Annotated in this window: 17 protein-coding genes; 16 read left to right on the top strand and 1 reads right to left on the bottom strand. The window is 60.3% G+C overall.

Annotation, left to right across the window (positions count from 1 at the left end):
• Window positions 1–33 precede the first annotated feature (33 nt).
• From JS46_RS10600 to hisP, 13 genes are all read left to right on the top strand, one after another.
• Window positions 34–1,044: an aspartate-semialdehyde dehydrogenase gene (locus tag JS46_RS10600; RefSeq protein WP_033750568.1), complete on the top strand. Its 1,011-nt coding sequence runs from the start codon at window positions 34–36 to the stop codon at window positions 1,042–1,044.
• Window positions 1,044–1,847 (top strand): tRNA pseudouridine(38-40) synthase TruA, encoded by an 804-nt coding sequence (truA, locus tag JS46_RS10595; RefSeq protein ID WP_033750566.1) that lies wholly within the window; start codon window positions 1,044–1,046, stop codon window positions 1,845–1,847. The genes JS46_RS10600 and truA overlap by 1 nt, the downstream gene beginning before the upstream one ends.
• Window positions 1,848–1,874: 27 nt before the next feature.
• Window positions 1,875–2,537: a DedA family protein gene (locus JS46_RS10590; RefSeq protein WP_033750563.1), complete on the top strand. Its 663-nt coding sequence runs from the start codon at window positions 1,875–1,877 to the stop codon at window positions 2,535–2,537.
• A gap of 150 nt (window positions 2,538–2,687) precedes the next feature.
• A complete protein-coding gene (gene accD, locus JS46_RS10585; RefSeq protein WP_033750560.1) occupies window positions 2,688–3,599 on the top strand; it encodes an acetyl-CoA carboxylase, carboxyltransferase subunit beta in 912 nt (303 codons plus the stop codon).
• Window positions 3,600–3,685: 86 nt separating this feature from the next.
• The gene (gene folC / locus JS46_RS10580; RefSeq protein WP_033750557.1) at window positions 3,686–4,960 is read left to right on the top strand and encodes a bifunctional tetrahydrofolate synthase/dihydrofolate synthase; all 1,275 of its coding nucleotides are present in this window, start codon (window positions 3,686–3,688) and stop codon (window positions 4,958–4,960) included.
• On the top strand, window positions 4,950–5,711 hold the full coding sequence (dedD, locus tag JS46_RS10575; protein WP_033750554.1) for a cell division protein DedD: 762 nt from the start codon (window positions 4,950–4,952) through the stop codon (window positions 5,709–5,711). The genes folC and dedD overlap by 11 nt, the downstream gene beginning before the upstream one ends.
• Before the next feature lie 252 nt (window positions 5,712–5,963).
• Window positions 5,964–6,449 (top strand): colicin V production protein, encoded by a 486-nt coding sequence (cvpA, locus tag JS46_RS10570; RefSeq protein ID WP_021509181.1) that lies wholly within the window; start codon window positions 5,964–5,966, stop codon window positions 6,447–6,449.
• A gap of 36 nt (window positions 6,450–6,485) precedes the next feature.
• Window positions 6,486–8,003, top strand: coding sequence for an amidophosphoribosyltransferase (purF, locus tag JS46_RS10565; protein WP_033750546.1), 1,518 nt, complete (start codon window positions 6,486–6,488; stop codon window positions 8,001–8,003).
• 112 nt (window positions 8,004–8,115) lie between these two features.
• On the top strand, window positions 8,116–8,685 hold the full coding sequence (locus JS46_RS10560) for a UbiX family flavin prenyltransferase (protein ID WP_033750543.1): 570 nt from the start codon (window positions 8,116–8,118) through the stop codon (window positions 8,683–8,685).
• A gap of 268 nt (window positions 8,686–8,953) precedes the next feature.
• The gene (gene argT, locus JS46_RS10555) at window positions 8,954–9,736 is read left to right on the top strand and encodes a lysine/arginine/ornithine ABC transporter substrate-binding protein ArgT (protein ID WP_033750540.1); all 783 of its coding nucleotides are present in this window, start codon (window positions 8,954–8,956) and stop codon (window positions 9,734–9,736) included.
• Between the two features lie 127 nt (window positions 9,737–9,863).
• The gene (locus tag JS46_RS10550) at window positions 9,864–10,550 is read left to right on the top strand and encodes a histidine ABC transporter permease HisQ (RefSeq protein ID WP_033750538.1); all 687 of its coding nucleotides are present in this window, start codon (window positions 9,864–9,866) and stop codon (window positions 10,548–10,550) included.
• Window positions 10,547–11,263: an ABC transporter permease gene (locus JS46_RS10545; protein WP_033750535.1), complete on the top strand. Its 717-nt coding sequence runs from the start codon at window positions 10,547–10,549 to the stop codon at window positions 11,261–11,263. The genes JS46_RS10550 and JS46_RS10545 overlap by 4 nt, the downstream gene beginning before the upstream one ends.
• Window positions 11,264–11,271: 8 nt before the next feature.
• Window positions 11,272–12,045, top strand: a complete 774-nt coding sequence (gene hisP / locus JS46_RS10540; RefSeq protein WP_033750531.1) for a histidine ABC transporter ATP-binding protein HisP — start codon at window positions 11,272–11,274, stop codon at window positions 12,043–12,045.
• Window positions 12,046–12,134: 89 nt separating this feature from the next.
• Here hisP and JS46_RS10535 read toward each other — a convergent pair whose 3' ends face one another.
• Window positions 12,135–13,082, bottom strand: a complete 948-nt coding sequence (locus JS46_RS10535; protein ID WP_033750529.1) for a sugar-binding transcriptional regulator — start codon at window positions 13,080–13,082, stop codon at window positions 12,135–12,137.
• Between the two features lie 196 nt (window positions 13,083–13,278).
• Here JS46_RS10535 and dalD point away from each other — a divergent pair, with 196 nt between their 5' ends.
• From dalD to JS46_RS10520, 3 genes are read left to right on the top strand one after another with little or no spacing between them, the layout of a single operon-like run.
• On the top strand, window positions 13,279–14,661 hold the full coding sequence (gene dalD, locus JS46_RS10530; RefSeq protein ID WP_033750525.1) for a D-arabinitol 4-dehydrogenase: 1,383 nt from the start codon (window positions 13,279–13,281) through the stop codon (window positions 14,659–14,661).
• 12 nt (window positions 14,662–14,673) lie between these two features.
• Window positions 14,674–16,143, top strand: coding sequence for a xylulokinase (gene xylB / locus JS46_RS10525; RefSeq protein ID WP_033750522.1), 1,470 nt, complete (start codon window positions 14,674–14,676; stop codon window positions 16,141–16,143).
• 29 nt (window positions 16,144–16,172) lie between these two features.
• On the top strand, window positions 16,173–17,453 hold the full coding sequence (locus JS46_RS10520; RefSeq protein ID WP_033750520.1) for an MFS transporter: 1,281 nt from the start codon (window positions 16,173–16,175) through the stop codon (window positions 17,451–17,453).
• The last annotated feature ends 66 nt before the right edge of the window (window positions 17,454–17,519 follow it).

The raw sequence follows: 17,519 nt of genomic DNA, 5'->3' as shown, positions 1-17,519 counted from the left end.
CTGTTTTTATGTCATTGTCTGGAGTAAACCAACATGTCTGACGGCTGGAATATTGCGCTACTTGGCGCGACAGGCGCAGTAGGGAACGCTGTACTGGAACTGCTGGCGGAACGCCAGTTCCCGGTTGGTGAATTGTATCTGCTGGCGAGCGAAAACAGCGCCGGCGAAACGCTGCGTTTTGATGGGCGCTCGCTGCGCGTCGAAAACGCGGCCGACTTCGACTGGTCGCAGGCGCAGCTCGCCTTTTTCGTCGCCGGACGCGACGCCTCGGCGCGCTACGCCGATGAGGCCGCCAGCGCCGGTTGTCTGGTGATCGACAGCAGCGACTGCTTCGCGCTGTCGCCGGACGTGCCGCTGGTGGTGCCGGACGTTAACCCGCAGGTGCTGGCGGACTACCGCAACCGCAACCTGGTGAGCGTCGCCGACAGCCTGACCAGTCAGCTGCTCAGCGCCATCAAGCCGCTGGTTGACGCGGCGGGCCTGGGCCGTTTGCAGGTCACTAACCTGCTCTCCGTCTCCAGCCACGGCAAAAGCGCGGTCGACGGCCTGGCGGGCGAGAGCGCGCGACTGCTTAACGGCGTGCCGGCGGAAGAGCACTTTTTCGGCCGTCAGCTGGCGTTTAACCTGCTGCCGCAGCAGGCCGACGCGGAGGGCAGCGTCGCCAGCGAGCGTCGCCTGGTCGAGCAGGTGCGTAAGGTGCTGCAGGACGACGGGCTGCCGATAGCGGTCACCAGCGTGCAGGCGCCGGTGTTTTACGGCAACGCGCAGATCGTGCACCTGGAGAGCCTGCGTCCGCTGTCAGCGGACGAGGCGCGCGCCGAGCTGGCGCAGGCGGCCGATATCAATCTGAGCGACGAAGAGAGCTATCCAACGCAGGTGGGCGACGCCTCCGGCAACGAACAGCTCAGCATCGGCTGCGTGCGTAACGACTACGGCATTCCCGAACTGCTGCAGTTCTGGTCGGTGGCGGACAACATTCGCTTCGGCGGCGCGCTGATGGCGGTGAAAACGGCTGAGAAGCTGGTGCAGGAGTATCTCTGGTAATGTCGGAAGGTCAGACCTATAAGCTGGCGCTGGGCGTCGAGTATGACGGCAGCCGTTACTACGGCTGGCAGCGCCAGCAGGAAGTGCGCAGCGTGCAGGAGAAGCTGGAAAAAGCGCTGTCGAAAGTGGCGAATCACCCGGTGAGCGTATTTTGCGCCGGGCGCACCGACGCCGGCGTGCACGGCACCGGCCAGGTGGTGCACTTCGAAACCACGTCGCAGCGCGCCGACGGCGCCTGGACGCTGGGCGTCAACGCCAATCTGCCGGAGGATATCGCGGTGCGCTGGGTAAAAGCAGTGCCGGACGACTTCCACGCGCGCTTCAGCGCGACGGCGCGGCGCTATCGCTACCTGATCTACAACCAGCGGCTGCGTCCGGCGATCCTGGGACGCGGCGTCACCCATTTTTATCATCCGCTGGATGCTGAGAAGATGCACCGCGCCGGTCAGTGTCTGCTGGGCGAAAACGACTTTACCTCGTTCCGCGCCGTGCAGTGCCAGTCGCGCACGCCGTGGCGCAACGTGATGCACCTGAACGTCACGCGGCAGGGGGCGTTCGTGATCGTCGATATCAAGGCCAACGCCTTTGTGCATCACATGGTGCGCAATATCGTCGGCAGCCTGATGGAGATCGGCTGCGGCAACCAGTCGGAGGAGTGGATGGCGACGCTGCTGGCGGCGAAAGATCGCACCCTGGCGGCGGCGACGGCCAGAGCGGAAGGACTCTATTTAGTGGCGGTGGATTATCCGTCGCATTTTGCGTTACCCGAACCGCCAATGGGGCCGTTGTTCCTGGTGGATTAATTTAGCAGGTCATTTCAGAGAGGCGTTATGGAGTTCGTCCATTTTTTGGTTGATTTTATTCTGCATATTGATGTGCATCTGGCCGAGCTGGTTGCGCAGTACGGCATCTGGATTTACGCCATTCTGTTCCTGATCCTGTTTTGCGAAACCGGCCTGGTGGTCACGCCTTTCCTGCCGGGCGACTCGCTGCTGTTCGTAGCGGGCGCGCTGGCGGCGCTACCGGGCAACGACCTCAATGTCCACCTGATGGCGGCGCTGCTGGTGGTGGCCGCCGTGCTGGGCGACGCGGTGAACTACACCATCGGCCGTCTGTTCGGCGAGCGTCTGTTCAGCAATCCGAACTCGCGCATCTTCCGCCGCAGCTATCTCGATAAAACCCATGCGTTTTACGATCGCCACGGCGGCAAAACCATCATCCTGGCGCGTTTCGTACCGATTGTGCGCACCTTTGCGCCTTTTGTCGCCGGCATGGGGCATATGTCCTATCGCCATTTCGCCCTGTTTAACGTCGCCGGCGCGCTGGCGTGGGTGCTGCTGTTCTCCTACGCGGGCTATCTGTTTGGCGACCTGCCGGTAGTGCAGGAGAACCTTAAGCTGCTGATCGTGGGGATCATTGTAGTGTCGGTGCTGCCCGGCGTGATTGAAGTGTGGCGTCATCGCCGCCAGGCGAAACAGGGTAAACAGCCGTAACGGGTTCGGTCGCGCCGCGGTTAGACCAGATTTTTATCCACAGTCGGAATGGGTTGTGGTTTAATGAGCGACATTTCATGTCTGCTGAAGCGGTTTTCAGCGGCAAATAAGATGACTGGACCAGGTCAGTTTTAAACAAAAAGGTCTTCAATGAGCTGGATTGAACGCATTCTTAATAAAAGCAACGTTACGCCTGCACGCCGTGCCAGCATCCCGGAAGGGGTCTGGACCAAGTGCGACAGCTGCGGTCAGGTTCTGTACCGCGCCGAGCTGGAGCGTAATCTTGAGGTCTGCCCGAAGTGCGACCATCACATGCGCATGCACGCCCGCGAGCGCCTCAACAGCCTGCTCGATCAGGGCACGCAGACCGAGCTGGGCAGCGAGCTGGAGCCGAAGGATATCCTGAAATTCCGCGACTCCAAGAAGTATAAGGATCGCCTTGCCGCCGCGCAGAAAGAGACAGAAGAGAAAGACGCGCTGATCGTGATGAAAGGTCAGCTGCACGGCATGCCGATTGTGGCCGCCGCGTTCGAGTTCGCCTTTATGGGCGGCTCGATGGGCTCGGTGGTCGGCGCGCGCTTCGTGCGTGCGGTCGAGCAGGCGCTGGAAGACAACTGCCCGCTGATCTGCTTCTCCGCCAGCGGCGGCGCACGTATGCAGGAAGCGCTGATGTCGCTGATGCAGATGGCGAAAACCAGCGCCGCGCTGGCCAAAATGCAGGAGCGCGGTCTGCCCTATATTTCGGTGCTGACCGACCCGACCATGGGCGGCGTTTCCGCCAGCTTCGCGATGCTGGGCGACCTTAACGTCGCTGAGCCGAAGGCGCTTATCGGCTTTGCCGGTCCGCGCGTTATCGAGCAGACCGTACGCGAAAAGCTGCCGCCGGGCTTCCAGCGCAGCGAGTTCCTGATTGAGAAGGGCGCGATCGATATGATCATTCGCCGCCCGGAAATGCGTTATAAACTGGCGAGCCTGCTGGCGAAGATGATGAATCTTCCCGCGCCGCTGCACGATGGCGAACCGACCGCGCCTGCGGAAGAGCCGGAAAGCAACGAGGCCTGACAGGAGAGAGAGGCGCGCGCGCCGCGCCTTTCACCAATGCACCGTCGAACCGGCTGAACCGGGTCAAAATCTGTTAAACGGGACATATGGACACTCTTCACCTTCCTCAAGCCACGTCGCCTTTGGCCACGTGGCTTTACTATCTTGAGCATCTGCACACGCAGACCATCGAGTTGGGCCTGGATCGCATTCGCTGCGTCGCGCAGCGCCTCGACCTGCTAAAACCCGCGCCCTTCGTCTTCACCGTCGCCGGCACCAACGGCAAAGGCACCACCTGCCGCACGCTCGAAACGCTGCTGATGGCGGCAGGCTACCGCGTCGGCGTCTACAGCTCGCCGCATCTGGTGCGCTATACCGAACGCGTGCGCGTGCAGGGCGAAGAGCTTGACGCCGCACTGCATACCGCCAGCTTTGCGAAAATCGAAGCGGGACGCGGCGACGTTTCCCTGACCTATTTTGAATTCGGCACGCTCTCCGCGCTGAACCTGTTTCAACAGGCGCAGCTTGATGTGGCGATCCTCGAAGTCGGGCTGGGCGGCCGCCTGGACGCCACCAATATCGTCGACGCCGACGTGGCGGTGGTGACCAGCATCGCGCTGGATCATACCGACTGGCTCGGCCCCGATCGTGAAAGCATCGGCCGCGAGAAAGCGGGCGTGTTTCGCGGCGGCAAGCCTGCGGTGGTCGGCGAGCCGGATATGCCCGCCAGCATCGCTGCCGTCGCGGCGGAGAAGGGCGCGCAGCTGCTGCGTCGCGACCGTGACTGGCACTACAGCCAGCAGCCGGAAAGCTGGGCTTACCGCGATGCGCAGGGCGAGCTGAACGACCTGCCGCTGCCGCAGGTGCCGCTGCCCAATGCGGCCACGGCGCTGGCGGCGCTGCGCGCCTCCGGCCTGAAGGTCAGCGAAGCGATTATTCGCAATACCCTGCCGCTGGCGATCCTGCCCGGCCGTTTTCAGACGGTCAGCGAATCGCCGCGGGTGATCCTCGACGTGGCGCATAACCCCCATGCGGCGAGCTATCTGGCATCGCGTCTGGCGCAGCTGCCGAAACGCGGCCGGGTGCACGCGGTGGTGGGGATGCTGCATGATAAAGATATCGCCGGCACCCTGACGGCGCTGGCGCCGCAAATCGATCGCTGGTACTGCGCGCCGCTTGAGGGACCGCGCGGCGCCACCGCCGATGAGCTGATGGCGCATCTGCCTCGCGACGCGGCGACCGCCTTTGCCGACGTGGAGAGCGCCTGGCAGGCAGCGCGCGGGCAGGCCGAGGCGCAGGACATCGTGCTGGTATGTGGATCTTTCCATACCGTGGCGCAGGTCATGGAATCGACAGAGACGGAGAAAGGTCGTGGCAAGTAAGTTTCAGAACCGCCTGGTCGGCACCATTATTCTGGTGGCGGTCGGCGTGATTGTGCTGCCGGGCCTGCTGGACGGTAAAAAGAAGCACTATAAAGAGGAGTTCGCGGCGATCCCGCTGGTGCCGAAGCCGGACGATCAGCAGGATAGTGAGATGGTGCCGCCGGTGACGCAGCCGCTGCCGGCGCAGCCGCCGCAGGGCGCGGGCAGCGCGGTAAGCAGCAGCAACAGCGCCGCTGCTAACCCGGTCGCCGAGCAGGGCAACGCCACGCCGCAGAGCGAAAGCGAGCCCAGCGTGGTGACGCCGCCGCCGGTGCATCAGAACGCGCCGACGAAACCGCGTCAGGTTGAGCAGCCGAAAACCCGGCCGGCGGAAACGCCGAAAGCGAAACCGGTCGAGCAGCCGAAAGCGCAGCCGAAACCGGTCGAGTCTAAGCCGGTGGAAACGAAGCAGAGCGAACCGGCGAAGCCAGTGGAAACGCCGAAGGCCGCAGAGCAGAGCGCGCCTGCCGGTCAGGCTTACGTGGTGCAGCTCGGCGCGCTGAAAAACGCGGCGAAGGTGAGCGAAATTGTCGCGAAGCTGCGTCTGTCGGGCTATCGCGCCTTTACCGTGCCGTCTACGCCGGTGCAGGGACAAATCACCCGTATCTATGTCGGCCCAGACGCCTCAAAAGCCAAACTGCAGAGCTCGCTTTCAGAACTGCAGAGCGTCTCCGGCCTTGGCGGCGTGGTGAAGCCCTATAGCGCGCGCTAAGGCATCGATTGGCGCCGCCTATGGTATAAAAAGGCGGCGCCGCACGCAGTGTTAAAGCCGCGCGGCGCAATATAAACAGTTTAGATTCAACGGCTTGAACAGTTGGATCTCCAGAGGGCGAGGAAAGTTTTTTTCATGGCCCTTTTTATGGAAGGTGAAAAGGAAAAGCGCTACGCAAACGTTTTCTTTTTCTGTTAGAATGCGCCCCGAACTGGATGCAGGGGTGCAAACGCACTGGCGCTGGAAGAGTTCATGATCTGGATTGATTACGTCATTATTGCGGTAGTTGGTTTTTCGGCTCTGGTCAGCCTGATTCGAGGGTTTGTCCGTGAAGCCTTATCTCTTGTTACCTGGGGATGCGCGTTTTTTGTCGCCAGTCATTACTACGCCTACCTTGCAGTCTGGTTTACAGGTTTTGACGACGAACTGGTGCGTAACGGCATCGCCATCGCGGTGCTGTTCGTCGCGACGCTGATTGTCGGCGCGATAGTCAATTATGTGATCGGCTCGCTGGTTGAAAAGACCGGCCTGTCGGGAACCGACAGGGTGTTGGGGGTCTGTTTCGGGGCGTTACGCGGCGTGCTGATCGTTAGCGCGATCCTTTTCTTCCTCGACACATTCACCGGCTTTTCCAAAAGTCCGGACTGGCAGCAGTCCCAGCTCATTCCCCAGTTCAGTTATATAATCAGATGGTTTTTTGACTACCTGAAAAGCACGTCGAGTTTTTTGCCCCGGTGACGCCACCGGGAGTGCGGCTAATGAGGAAATGACAACATGTGCGGTATTGTTGGTATCACCGGGTTTATGCCGGTCAACCAGTCGATCTATGATGCGTTAACGGTGCTGCAGCACCGCGGGCAGGACGCCGCAGGCATTTGTACTATCGATGCGCTGAAGTGCTTCCGTCTGCGTAAGGCGAACGGCCTCGTCAGCGATGTCTTTGAAGCTCGCCACATGCAGCGTCTGCAGGGCAATATGGGGATCGGCCACGTTCGCTACCCGACCGCAGGCAGCTCCAGCGCCTCTGAAGCGCAGCCGTTCTACGTTAACTCGCCGTACGGTATTACGCTGGCCCATAACGGCAACCTGACTAACGCGCACGACCTGCGCAAGCACCTGTTCGAAAAGGGCCGCCGTCACGTCAACACCACATCAGACTCTGAAATCCTGCTGAATATCTTCGCGCAGGAGCTGGACCGTTTTCAGAACGACCCGCTGGAAGCGGATAACATTTTCGCGGCGGTGGCAGCGGTGCATCAGCAGGTGCGCGGCGCTTACGCCGTCGTCGCCATGATCATCGGCCACGGCATGGTCGCCTTCCGCGATCCCAACGGCATTCGTCCGCTGGTGCTGGGCAAGCGCGTGCTGCCTGACAGCCGCGTCGAGTATATGGTCGCCTCCGAGAGCGTGGCGCTCGATACGCTGGGCTTTGAGTTCCTGCGCGACGTCGCGCCGGGCGAAGGCGTCTATATCACCGAGCAGGGCCAGTTGTTTACGCGCCAGTGCGCCGAGAACCCGAAAAGCAACCCGTGCCTGTTCGAGTACGTCTACTTTGCGCGTCCCGATTCGTTCCTCGACAAGATCTCCGTCTACAGCGCACGCGTGCGCATGGGCACCAAGCTGGGCGAGAAAATCGCCCGCGAGTGGGAAGATCTTGATATCGACGTGGTGATCCCGATCCCGGAAACCTCTACCGATATCGCGCTGGAGATCGCGCGCATTCTCGATAAGCCCTATCGTCAGGGATTTGTGAAAAACCGCTACGTTGGCCGCACCTTTATCATGCCGGGCCAGCAGCTGCGCCGCAGCGCCGTTCGCCGCAAGCTCAACGCCAACCGCGCCGAGTTCCGCGACAAGAACGTGCTGCTGGTGGATGACTCTATCGTGCGCGGCACCACCTCCGAGCAGATTATCGAGATGGCGCGCGAAGCGGGCGCGAAACGCGTTTACCTGGCGTCTGCCGCGCCGGAAATCCGCTTCCCGAACGTTTACGGCATCGATATGCCGAGCGCCACCGAGCTGATCGCGCACGGCCGCGAAGTCGATGAGATTTGCCAGCTGATTAAAGCCGACGCGCTAATCTTCCAGGATCTGGACGACCTGATCGAAGCGGTGCGCGAAGAGAACCCCGATATCGCCCAGTTCGAATGTTCGGTGTTTAACGGCGTCTACGTCACCAAGGATGTCGATCAGCAGTACCTGGAGTATCTCCAGTCGCTGCGCAACGACGACGCCAAAGCGCTGCAGCGTCAGAATGAAGTCGAGAACCTCGAGCTGCATAACGAAGGCTAAGCGCGTTCTCAGCGATGACTGAAAAAGCACGGGGCGGAGAAATCCGCCCCGTTTGTTTTCCTGTTCTGGCCCGCGCTATCATAGCGCCTCTCTGAACCCGCAAGGAACACGCATGAAACGACTCATCATTGGCATCTCTGGCGCAAGCGGCGCGATCTACGGCGTGCGGCTGTTGCAGGTGCTGCAGCAGGTCAGCGAGGTAGAAACCCATCTGGTGATGAGTCCGGCGGCGCGGCAGACGCTTAGCCTGGAGACCGACTATACGCTGCGCGAAGTGCAGGCGCTGGCCGATGTGGTGCATGACGTGCGCGATATCGCCGCCAGCATCTCGTCGGGATCGTTCAAGACCCTGGGCATGGCGATCCTGCCGTGCTCAATGAAAACCCTCTCCGGCATCGTGCACAGCTACAGCGACAGCCTGCTGACGCGCGCCGCCGATGTCGTGCTGAAAGAGCAGCGTAAGCTGGTGCTGGGAGTGCGCGAAACCCCGCTGCATATCGGTCATCTGCGCATGATGACCACCGCCGCCGAGCTGGGCGCGGTGATAATGCCGCCGGTGCCGGCCTTTTATCATCGCCCGCAGTCGATTATGGAGCTGGTGGATCAGACGGTTAACCGGGTCGTCGATCAGTTTGACATCACGCTGCCGCAGGATCTTTTTACGCGCTGGAATGGTGCATAACCGTCATATTTTGCACTGACAAGGTGCAAATGCGCGCTGGCGATCACTCTTCGTGCATTTGGTGCACCAAAAGTTAACAAGGTCGCTTTTTCTCTCTGACATCACTGATATATTTCCCTCACAAACCCGGCGGCAACGCCTTACTGACGCGCTGCCGGGCGCGCGAATGGCTTGCATTGCTGGCATGAAATATGCAAGAAATATGTGGCTTAACAAGCGCAAACACATCACGCACCCATAACAAAAAGCACTTCACTGAGGGTAATCTATGAAAAAGCGAGTTCTGGCTCTTTCTCTCATGCTGGGCCTGACCAGCGCCGCCAGCGTTTTCGCCGCGGTGCCGTCGTCGATTCGCATTGGGACTGACCCGACTTACCCGCCGTTTGAATCGAAAAACGCGCAAGGACAGCTCGTTGGCTTCGATATCGATCTTGCCAACGAAATTTGTAAACGCATCAATACGAAGTGCACCTATGTCGAGAGCGATTTCGACGCGCTGATCCCGTCGCTGAAGGCGAAGAAGATCGACGCCATCATCTCCTCGCTCTCCATTACCGCCAAACGTCAGGAAGAGATCGCCTTCTCCGACAAACTCTATGCGGCCAACGCCCGTCTGGTGGCGCCGAAAGGCTCGCCGATTCAGCCGACCATCGAGTCGCTGAAGGGCAAAAACATCGGCCTGCTGCAGGGCACCACGCAGGAAACCTACGCCAATCAGAACTGGCGCCCTAAAGGCGTCAACGTAACGCCTTACGCGAACCAGGATCTGGTTTATCAGGATCTGAACGCGGGTCGTATCGACGCGGCGTTTCAGGATGAAGTGCAGGCGAGCGAAGGCTTCCTGAAGCAGCCGGTAGGCAAGAACTACGCCTTCGCCGGTCCGGCGGTGAAAGACGACAAGATTTTTGGCGTCGGCACCGGCATGGGACTGCGTAAAGACGATAGCGAGCTGAAGACGGCCATCGACAACGCGTTCGAGGCGATGCGCAAAGATGGCACCTACGACAAGATCGCGAAAAAGTATTTTGATTTCAATGTGTACGGTGACTAACCCTGTCGACCTTTACCTGATCCTCCAGCGTTGAGCCGCGCGGCGCAACGCGCAATCTGGTCAGGACTGCCCGCTGGCGCGCCCGCGGGCAGGACATTGATGTTTTCTCCACGACAGGATCGATTAAATGTTGTACGGCTATTCCGAGGTTATTCTCAAAGGCACCCTGGTGACGCTGGAGCTGGCGCTCAGCTCGGTGGTGCTGGCTGTTGTGCTCGGCCTGATCGGCGCGGGCGCGAAACTCTCCCGCAGTCGCCCGCTGGCGATGCTGTTTGAAGGCTATACCACGCTGATCCGCGGCGTGCCCGACCTGGTGCTGATGCTGCTGATTTTTTACGGCCTGCAGATCGCCCTGAACGCGCTGACCGACGCCATGGGCCTCGCCCAGTTCGATATCGACCCGATGGTGGCCGGTATCATTACGCTCGGCTTTATCTACGGCGCCTACTTCACCGAAACCTTTCGCGGCGCGTTTCTCGCCGTGCCGAAAGGGCAGATCGAAGCGGCCACCGCCTTCGGCTTTACCGGTTCGCAGGTGTTTCGCCGCATTCTGTTTCCCGGCATGATGCGCTACGCGCTGCCCGGTATCGGCAATAACTGGCAGGTGATCCTGAAAGCCACGGCGCTGGTGTCGCTGCTGGGGCTTGAGGATGTGGTGAAAGCGACGCAGCTGGCAGGTAAAAGCACCTGGCAGCCGTTCTACTTCGCCATCGTCGCCGGCGCGATCTATTTAATCTTTACCACGCTGTCGAACGGCGTGCTGTGGTGGCTGAATCGCCGCTACTCGGTCGGCGTAAAAAGGGCGGAGCTATGATCGATATTATTCAGGAGTACTGGAAATCCCTGCTCTGGACCGACGGCTATCGCTTTACCGGCGTCGCCATTACTCTGTGGCTGCTGATCCTGTCGGTGGTGATCGGCGGCTGCCTGGCGGTGCTGCTGGCCATCGCGCGCGTCTCGCCGAACCGCTTTGTCAGCACGCCGGTCTGGCTGTTTACCTATGTGTTTCGCGGCACGCCGCTCTATGTGCAGCTGCTGGTGTTCTACTCCGGCATGTACACGCTAGAGGTAGTAAAAGGCTCGGAGCTGCTTAACGCCTTTTTCCGCAGCGGGCTGAACTGTACGCTGCTGGCCTTTACCCTTAATACCTGCGCCTATACCACGGAGATCTTCGCCGGGGCGATCCGCGCCGTGCCGCACGGCGAAATCGAGGCGGCGCGCGCCTACGGCTTCTCTACCTTTAAGCTCTACCGCTGCATTATCCTGCCGTCCGCGCTGCGAACCGCGCTGCCCGCCTACAGCAACGAGGTGATCCTGATGCTGCACTCCACGGCGCTCGCCTTTACCGCAACGGTGCCTGACCTGCTGAAGATCGCGCGCGATATTAACTCGGCGACCTATCAGCCCTTTACCGCGTTCGGCATCGCGGCGGTGCTCTATCTGATTATCTCTTATGTGTTGATTAGCCTGTTCCGTCTGGCGGAGCGCCGCTTTCTCGCACACATCAAACCTTCGTCATCGCATTGAGTAGAACTATGGCTGATAACAAATTAAGCGTGACCGAACTGCATAAGCGTTACGGTGACCATGAAGTATTAAAAGGGGTCTCTTTACAGGCCGATGCAGGTGACGTGATCAGCATCATCGGATCGTCGGGATCGGGGAAAAGCACCTTCCTGCGCTGCATTAATTTCCTGGAAAAGCCGAGCGAAGGCACCATTTCCGTGACCAACGAGCCGATCAACCTGGTGCGCGACACCGACGGTCAGCTCAAGGTAGCCAATAAAGAGCAGCTGCGTTCGCTGCGCACTCGCCTCACCATGGTGTTTCAGCACTTTAATCTGTGGAGCCACATGACGGTGCTGGAGAACGTGATGGAGGCGCCGATTCAGGTGCTGGGACTGAGCAAAGCGGACGCCCGCGCCCGCGCCGTCAACTATCTCAATAAGGTCGGCATCGACGAGCGCGCGCAGGCGAAATATCCGGTGCACCTTTCGGGCGGTCAGCAGCAGCGCGTCTCAATCGCGCGCGCGCTGGCGATGGAACCGGAGGTGCTGCTGTTCGACGAGCCGACGTCGGCGCTCGATCCCGAGCTGGTAGGCGAAGTGCTGCGTATCATGCAGAAGCTGGCGGAAGAGGGCAAAACCATGGTGGTGGTGACCCATGAGATGGAGTTCGCGCGCCACGTCTCCAGCCACGTGATCTTCCTGCATCAGGGCAAGATTGAAGAGGAAGGGCCGCCGGACGCGCTGTTCGGCAATCCGAAAAGCCCGCGGCTGCAGCAGTTTCTTAAAGGCTCGCTGAAATAGGCAACAGATTTGTAGCGGCGCGGTTCATTGCGCGTTGGCCAGCTATGCGGCGCTATGGTCCGCGCGATAAATCGCGCCGCGCTTTTTAATCACTCACGCAGCAACTTCAGCGCGGTGTCTTCATCGGTCACCAGCCCGGAAACCCAGCCCCCGTTTAGCGCGGCCTGAATTGCCGCGTATTTGCGCGCGCTGCCGGCAAATCCGATAATGTTGCGCTGCGTCTGGCTTTCCAGCAGCACGCTGGTCAGCAGCTCATCGGTTTCGCCGAAAACGCGTTCCCCTTGCTGATTGAAAAAGTGCCCCAGCATTTCGCCAGCCACGCCGCGCGCGTTGAGCGCCTTGACCTGTGCATCGGTAATAAACCCTTCGGCATTGAGCGGGCAGCCCGGCATCACTTCACCAATGCCGACAAACGCGACATCCGCCAGTAGCGCACGCTGGGCTACGCGCTGGTACACCTGATGCTGCACCCACATGGCTTTGTCCTGCGGCGTATCCGCGTAAAGCGGTGCCGGAATGAAGAAATACTTGCCCTGCATTTTTTCCGCCATTTTCAGCGGCACGTCGTAGCGGGTGCCGGAATCGTCGCGCGCAATCGCGCCAATCATCGATACGCACTGATGCTGTGGGCGTTCAACCCAGGGTAGCGCATCAATGATTGAGCGCAGCGTTTTACCGGAACCGATGCCAAATACCTGCGGGGTCTCTTCGTTAATAAACTGCGCCATCACCGCCGCGCCCTCTACGGCCAGCATTTGCTGAATCGCCGCGTCATCCAGCCCGGCTGACGGCACCACGCGGCACAGCGTCAGGCCAAACTTTTGCGCTATCTCGCGCGCCAGATGCAGGCAGTGGGTAATCGGGTGGTCAATCTTCACGCTAACCATCCCCATCTCACGCGCGCTTGAGACCAGCCGCTGCGCCACCTGGCGCGATAAGCCCAGCGCGCGCGCAATCTCCTGTTGCGTCAGGCCCGCCACGTAATACATCCAGGCTGCCCGTGCCGCCAGCTCCTGCTTCTTCTCTTCTCTGCTCATCGCATTGTTCCGTCAAAAACCGATACGCCAGTTTATCGCGTCTTGCATCTAAAGCGCTAACTGAGCAAAAGCCCTCAAAAAGAGCAAAAGTATTAATTGTGATGAATCTCTCAGAACGATCGCCCCGGCGGCGACTATGCTACGCCGTATCGGGCAAATGCCCTCAATTTTGGCAAATGTTTAATTCGAGGCGGCTATGACGACGAAATCAGTATGGATGCATATCGGTGCAGGTTCTTTTCATCGGGCGCATCAGGCGTGGTATCTGCATCAGCTACGCCAGCAGGGCGATGACAGCTGGAGCATCGCGCTCGGCAACATCCGTGGCGACGCGGTAGCGCTGCTTGACCAGCTGCAGGCGCAAAACGGCGAATATGTGCTGGAAACCGTAACGCCGGAGGGCGAGCGCGCGTATGAAACCATCACGTCGCTGCGCACCATTTTGCCGTGGGACGCGGAAATCAGCGCGCTGGTGGCGCAAGGTGCCAGTGCCCATACCAAAGTCATTGGTTTTACCGTGACTGAAGCTGGCTACTATCTGACGCCCGCACATGAGCTCGATCTCGGCCAGCCAGACATCCAGGCCGATCTTCGCGGTGAAGTCCGCACTATTTATGGCGCGCTGGCACGCATTCTGCGCCAGCGCGTGGCCAGCGGCGGTGCGCCGGTCACGCTGCTCAACTGCGATAATTTGCGCCACAACGGCGAACGCTTCCGTCACGGCCTGCTGACGTTTCTTGCCGCGCAGGGCGACAGCGCGCTGGCCAGTTGGGTGCGTGATAACACCACTTCGCCCAATACCATGGTTGACCGCATAACGCCGCGCCCGACGCCGGATGTTGCCGAGCGCGTCAAAGCAGCTACCGGCAAAGACGATGGCGCAGCGGTAATGGCGGAATCCTTCATCCAGTGGGTGATTGAGGATGATTTCATTGCCGGACGTCCGGCGCTGGAACAAGTGGGCGTAGAGCTGGTGACATCGGTGCTACCCTGGGAAGAGGCGAAAATACGCATTCTCAACGCCACGCACGCAGCGATAGCCTGGGCCGGCACGCTCACCGGGCAGGATTACATTGATGACAGCACGCGCCAGCCTGCGATTTATCAGCTGGCTTACAACTACATCACCCAGGATGTGATTCCGTCGCTGTCGCCCAGCCCGCTGGATCTGGCGGATTATCGCGACGTGGTGCTGGCACGCTTTAGCAATCCCTACATTAAAGATACCAACCAGCGCGTCGGTGCCGACGGGCTATCGAAAATCCCGGGCATGGTGACGCCTACGCTGCGCGAATGCTATCAGCGTGGCGCAGAACCCACGGCCACCGCTGTGCTGCCGGCGCTGTTTTACCTGTTTCTGCAACGCTGGGCCAGCGGTCAGCTGCCGTACGCTTATCAGGATGGCGTGCTCAACGCCGACGCGCTGCGCCAGCAGCTGGCCGGTGAAAATGCGCTGCAGACGTTTCTCAGCGACACGTCGTTGTTTGCTGAACTGGCTGACGATCGCGCCTTTCATGCGCTGGTGGCGCGCAGCGTAAACGCCCTGGAGCAGCAGTTGCTGCAGCCAGCGACGGTGTAAGGAGCGCACATCATGTATCTCGGTATTGATATTGGTACCTCTGAACTCAAAGCGCTGATCCTGAACCCACAGGGCGAGATCGTGGCGTCGAATCACGTCACGCTCAGCGTGCAGCGCCCGCATCCGCACTGGGCGGAACAGGATCCCGAGTGCTGGTGGCAGGCCTGTGGCCAGGCGATCGCCGGGCTGCGCCAGCAGGTGCCGGAAATATGGGCCGCGATTCGCGCCATCGGTCTCTCGGGTCAGATGCACGGCGCGGTGCTGCTGGATGCGGCCGGTGTGGTGCTGCGACCGTGCATTTTGTGGAACGATACGCGCAGCGCGGCGCAGTGTGATGCGCTGCGCCAGCAATATCCGCAAATGATGCAGATCGCCGCCAACCTGATTATGCCTGGCTTCACCGCGCCGAAACTGCGCTGGGTGGCTGAACATGAGCCGGAAATATTTCGCCGCATCGATAAGGTGTTGCTGCCGAAGGATTACCTGCGCTGGCGACTTACCGGGCGCTTTGTCAGCGAGCCGTCAGATGCCGCTGGGACGCTGTGGCTGGATGTGGCGCAGCGTGACTGGTCCGACGAACTGCTGGCGATCAGCGGGCTGACGCGCGCGCAGATGCCCGAACTGGTTGAAGGCAGTGCGGTCAGCGCCACGCTGCGCGCCGATCTGGCCAGCGAATGGGGCTTATCGCCCACGGTGCGCCTCGCTGGCGGCGGCGGCGACAATGCGGCGTCGGCGATAGGCGTCGGCGCGGTCAACGCGGGCGATGCCTTTATTTCTCTCGGCACCTCTGGCGTGATCTTTGTGGTTAACGATCGGCTGCGCGCCGATCCGCAATCCGGCGTGCACGCATTCTGCCATGCGTTGCCGGGACGCTGGCATCAGATGAGCGTGATGCTCAGCGCCGCCAGCTGTTTGCGCTGGCTGTGTAATCTGCTTTCGGTCACGGAAAGCCAGCTGATGGACGAAATGGCGCAGCTTAGCGCGGAACAGCTGCGGCAGGCACCGCTCTTTCTGCCTTATCTTTCCGGCGAACGCACGCCGCACAACGATCCGCACGCGACCGGTACATTTTTCCATTTACGCCACGAAACGCCACGTGCGCTGCTCGGCTATGCGGTGATAGAGGGCGTAGCCTTTGGTCTTGCGGATGGTCTGGCAGTGCTGGGCGATACGCAGCAGCAGATTCAACAGTGCAGCCTGACCGGCGGCGGCGCGCGCAGCACGCTATGGGCGCAGCTGATTGCCGACGTGCTGCAACTGCCAATAGTGACCCATCCGGCCAGCGCCTCGGGCGCGCTGGGCGCGGCGCGGCTGGCGTGGTTAGCGGATGGCGGCCGCGAGGCAGAAGTGTGCCTGAAGCCGCCGGTGCAGGCGCGTTATCAGCCTGATGCGGCGCGGGGGGCGGTGCTGCAGCAGCGTCTGCGCCTGTTCCGTGAACTCTACGTACAACAACAGCAGGCGCGCGCATTGCTGCCTGCCTGATCGGATTAGCGAACGGAAGGAAGATTGTCATGCAATCGAATGAATACTGGTTTGGCTTACCGAAAAAGATGTTCTGGGGGTTCCTGGCTATCGCAATTTTTATGGCGGGCGACGGCTTCGAAATGGCGTTTTTGTCGCGCCACATCACTGACATGGGCTTTTCTCCGGCCCAGTCGGCAGTGGTGTTTACTTTTTATGGCCTCGCCGCCGCGCTGGCCGCGTGGGCCTCTGGCGTGGTGGCGGAGCTGATTACGCCGCAGCGCGCCATGATGATTGGCTTTATGCTGTGGATCGTCATGCATGCGCTGTTTATGTCGCTGGGACTCGGGCTGCGTAACTATCCGCTGATGGTGCTGTTCTACGGCATTCGCGGCCTGGCCTATCCGCTTTTTATCTATTCGTTCATGATGATGCTGGTGCAGGTGCTGCCGCGTGACAAGCTGGCCGCCGCTACCGGCTGGTTCTGGGCGATGTACTCCGTAGGTATTGGCGTGGTGGGCAGCTACCTGCCGAGTCTGACCATTCCGATGCTGGGCGAAACCGGCACCCTGTGGCTGGCTATTGTCTGGGTCGCCTGCGGCGGTGTGTTAGCCTATTTCAGCCTGCGCAACGTCCCGGTTGACCGTTCACGCGTTAATCTGCCGCTGCGCGATAAGATGACCGAGATGTCGCGTGCCGTGACTATCTTGTTCACCAATCAGCATGTGTTTTACGCCTGCATGATCCGCATCATCAATACGCTGTCGCTGTTTGGTTTTGCCATCATTATGCCGCTTCTGTTTGTCGATCGGCTCGGCTTTACTATCTCCGAATGGCTGCAGATTTGGGCGGTGTTCTTCTTTGTCACCATTTTTACCAATGTTTTCTGGGGTATTACCGGCGAGAAGCTGGGCTGGATCCGGCAGGTGCGCTGGTTCGGCTGCCTCGGTATGGCAATCTCCAGCCTGGCATTTTACTACCTGCCGCTGTATGCAGGACATAACTTCTGGGTGGCGCTGATTCCGGCCGTGATGCTGGGGATCTTTGTCGCCGCCTTTGTGCCGATGACGGCGGTGTTCCCGACGCTGGAACCGCAGCATAAAGGCGCGGCGGTGTCGATTTACAACCTGTCAGCCGGACTGAGCAACTTTGTCGCGCCGGCGATTGCCTCGCTGCTGCTGCCGTTCTTCGATATTGTTGGCGTGGTGTGGGCCTATACCGCGCTTTACCTGTTCGCCGGCGTGCTGACCTTTATCATCCGCGTGCCGCAGCCAGGGCACACGCGGCAAGCCTCGTCAGTGAAATCGTCAATTGCGCAGCAGCGCAGTTGAGGTTGAGGCAGCCATACCCACAGCGGTCGCTGTCGGTATGGCTGCCAGAAAACGTTAATCCTGCTG

The organism is Pantoea sp. NGS-ED-1003, from assembly GCF_000738765.1.
In the GTDB taxonomy this organism is placed as follows: Bacteria; Pseudomonadota; Gammaproteobacteria; order Enterobacterales; family Enterobacteriaceae; genus Pantoea; species Pantoea septica.
The sequence above is the reverse complement of the archived record's forward strand: the minus strand, read 5'-3'. Positions and strand labels throughout refer to the sequence as shown.

What these genes read in the sequence shown, in the direction of transcription:
- purF (WP_033750546.1), top strand. Translation starts at nt 6,486, where the DNA reads ATGTGCGGTATTGTTGGTATCACCGGGTTTATGCCGGTCAACCAGTCG.
- JS46_RS10550 (WP_033750538.1), top strand. Translation starts at nt 9,864, where the DNA reads ATGTTGTACGGCTATTCCGAGGTTATTCTCAAAGGCACCCTGGTGACG.
- xylB (WP_033750522.1), top strand. Translation starts at nt 14,674, where the DNA reads ATGTATCTCGGTATTGATATTGGTACCTCTGAACTCAAAGCGCTGATC.
- JS46_RS10535 (WP_033750529.1), bottom strand. Translation starts at nt 13,082, where the DNA reads ATGAGCAGAGAAGAGAAGAAGCAGGAGCTGGCGGCACGGGCAGCCTGG.
- dalD (WP_033750525.1), top strand. Translation starts at nt 13,279, where the DNA reads ATGACGACGAAATCAGTATGGATGCATATCGGTGCAGGTTCTTTTCAT.
- JS46_RS10545 (WP_033750535.1), top strand. Translation starts at nt 10,547, where the DNA reads ATGATCGATATTATTCAGGAGTACTGGAAATCCCTGCTCTGGACCGAC.
- folC (WP_033750557.1), top strand. Translation starts at nt 3,686, where the DNA reads ATGGACACTCTTCACCTTCCTCAAGCCACGTCGCCTTTGGCCACGTGG.
- JS46_RS10560 (WP_033750543.1), top strand. Translation starts at nt 8,116, where the DNA reads ATGAAACGACTCATCATTGGCATCTCTGGCGCAAGCGGCGCGATCTAC.
- accD (WP_033750560.1), top strand. Translation starts at nt 2,688, where the DNA reads ATGAGCTGGATTGAACGCATTCTTAATAAAAGCAACGTTACGCCTGCA.
- JS46_RS10600 (WP_033750568.1), top strand. Translation starts at nt 34, where the DNA reads ATGTCTGACGGCTGGAATATTGCGCTACTTGGCGCGACAGGCGCAGTA.
- JS46_RS10520 (WP_033750520.1), top strand. Translation starts at nt 16,173, where the DNA reads ATGCAATCGAATGAATACTGGTTTGGCTTACCGAAAAAGATGTTCTGG.
- truA (WP_033750566.1), top strand. Translation starts at nt 1,044, where the DNA reads ATGTCGGAAGGTCAGACCTATAAGCTGGCGCTGGGCGTCGAGTATGAC.
- JS46_RS10590 (WP_033750563.1), top strand. Translation starts at nt 1,875, where the DNA reads ATGGAGTTCGTCCATTTTTTGGTTGATTTTATTCTGCATATTGATGTG.
- cvpA (WP_021509181.1), top strand. Translation starts at nt 5,964, where the DNA reads ATGATCTGGATTGATTACGTCATTATTGCGGTAGTTGGTTTTTCGGCT.
- hisP (WP_033750531.1), top strand. Translation starts at nt 11,272, where the DNA reads ATGGCTGATAACAAATTAAGCGTGACCGAACTGCATAAGCGTTACGGT.
- argT (WP_033750540.1), top strand. Translation starts at nt 8,954, where the DNA reads ATGAAAAAGCGAGTTCTGGCTCTTTCTCTCATGCTGGGCCTGACCAGC.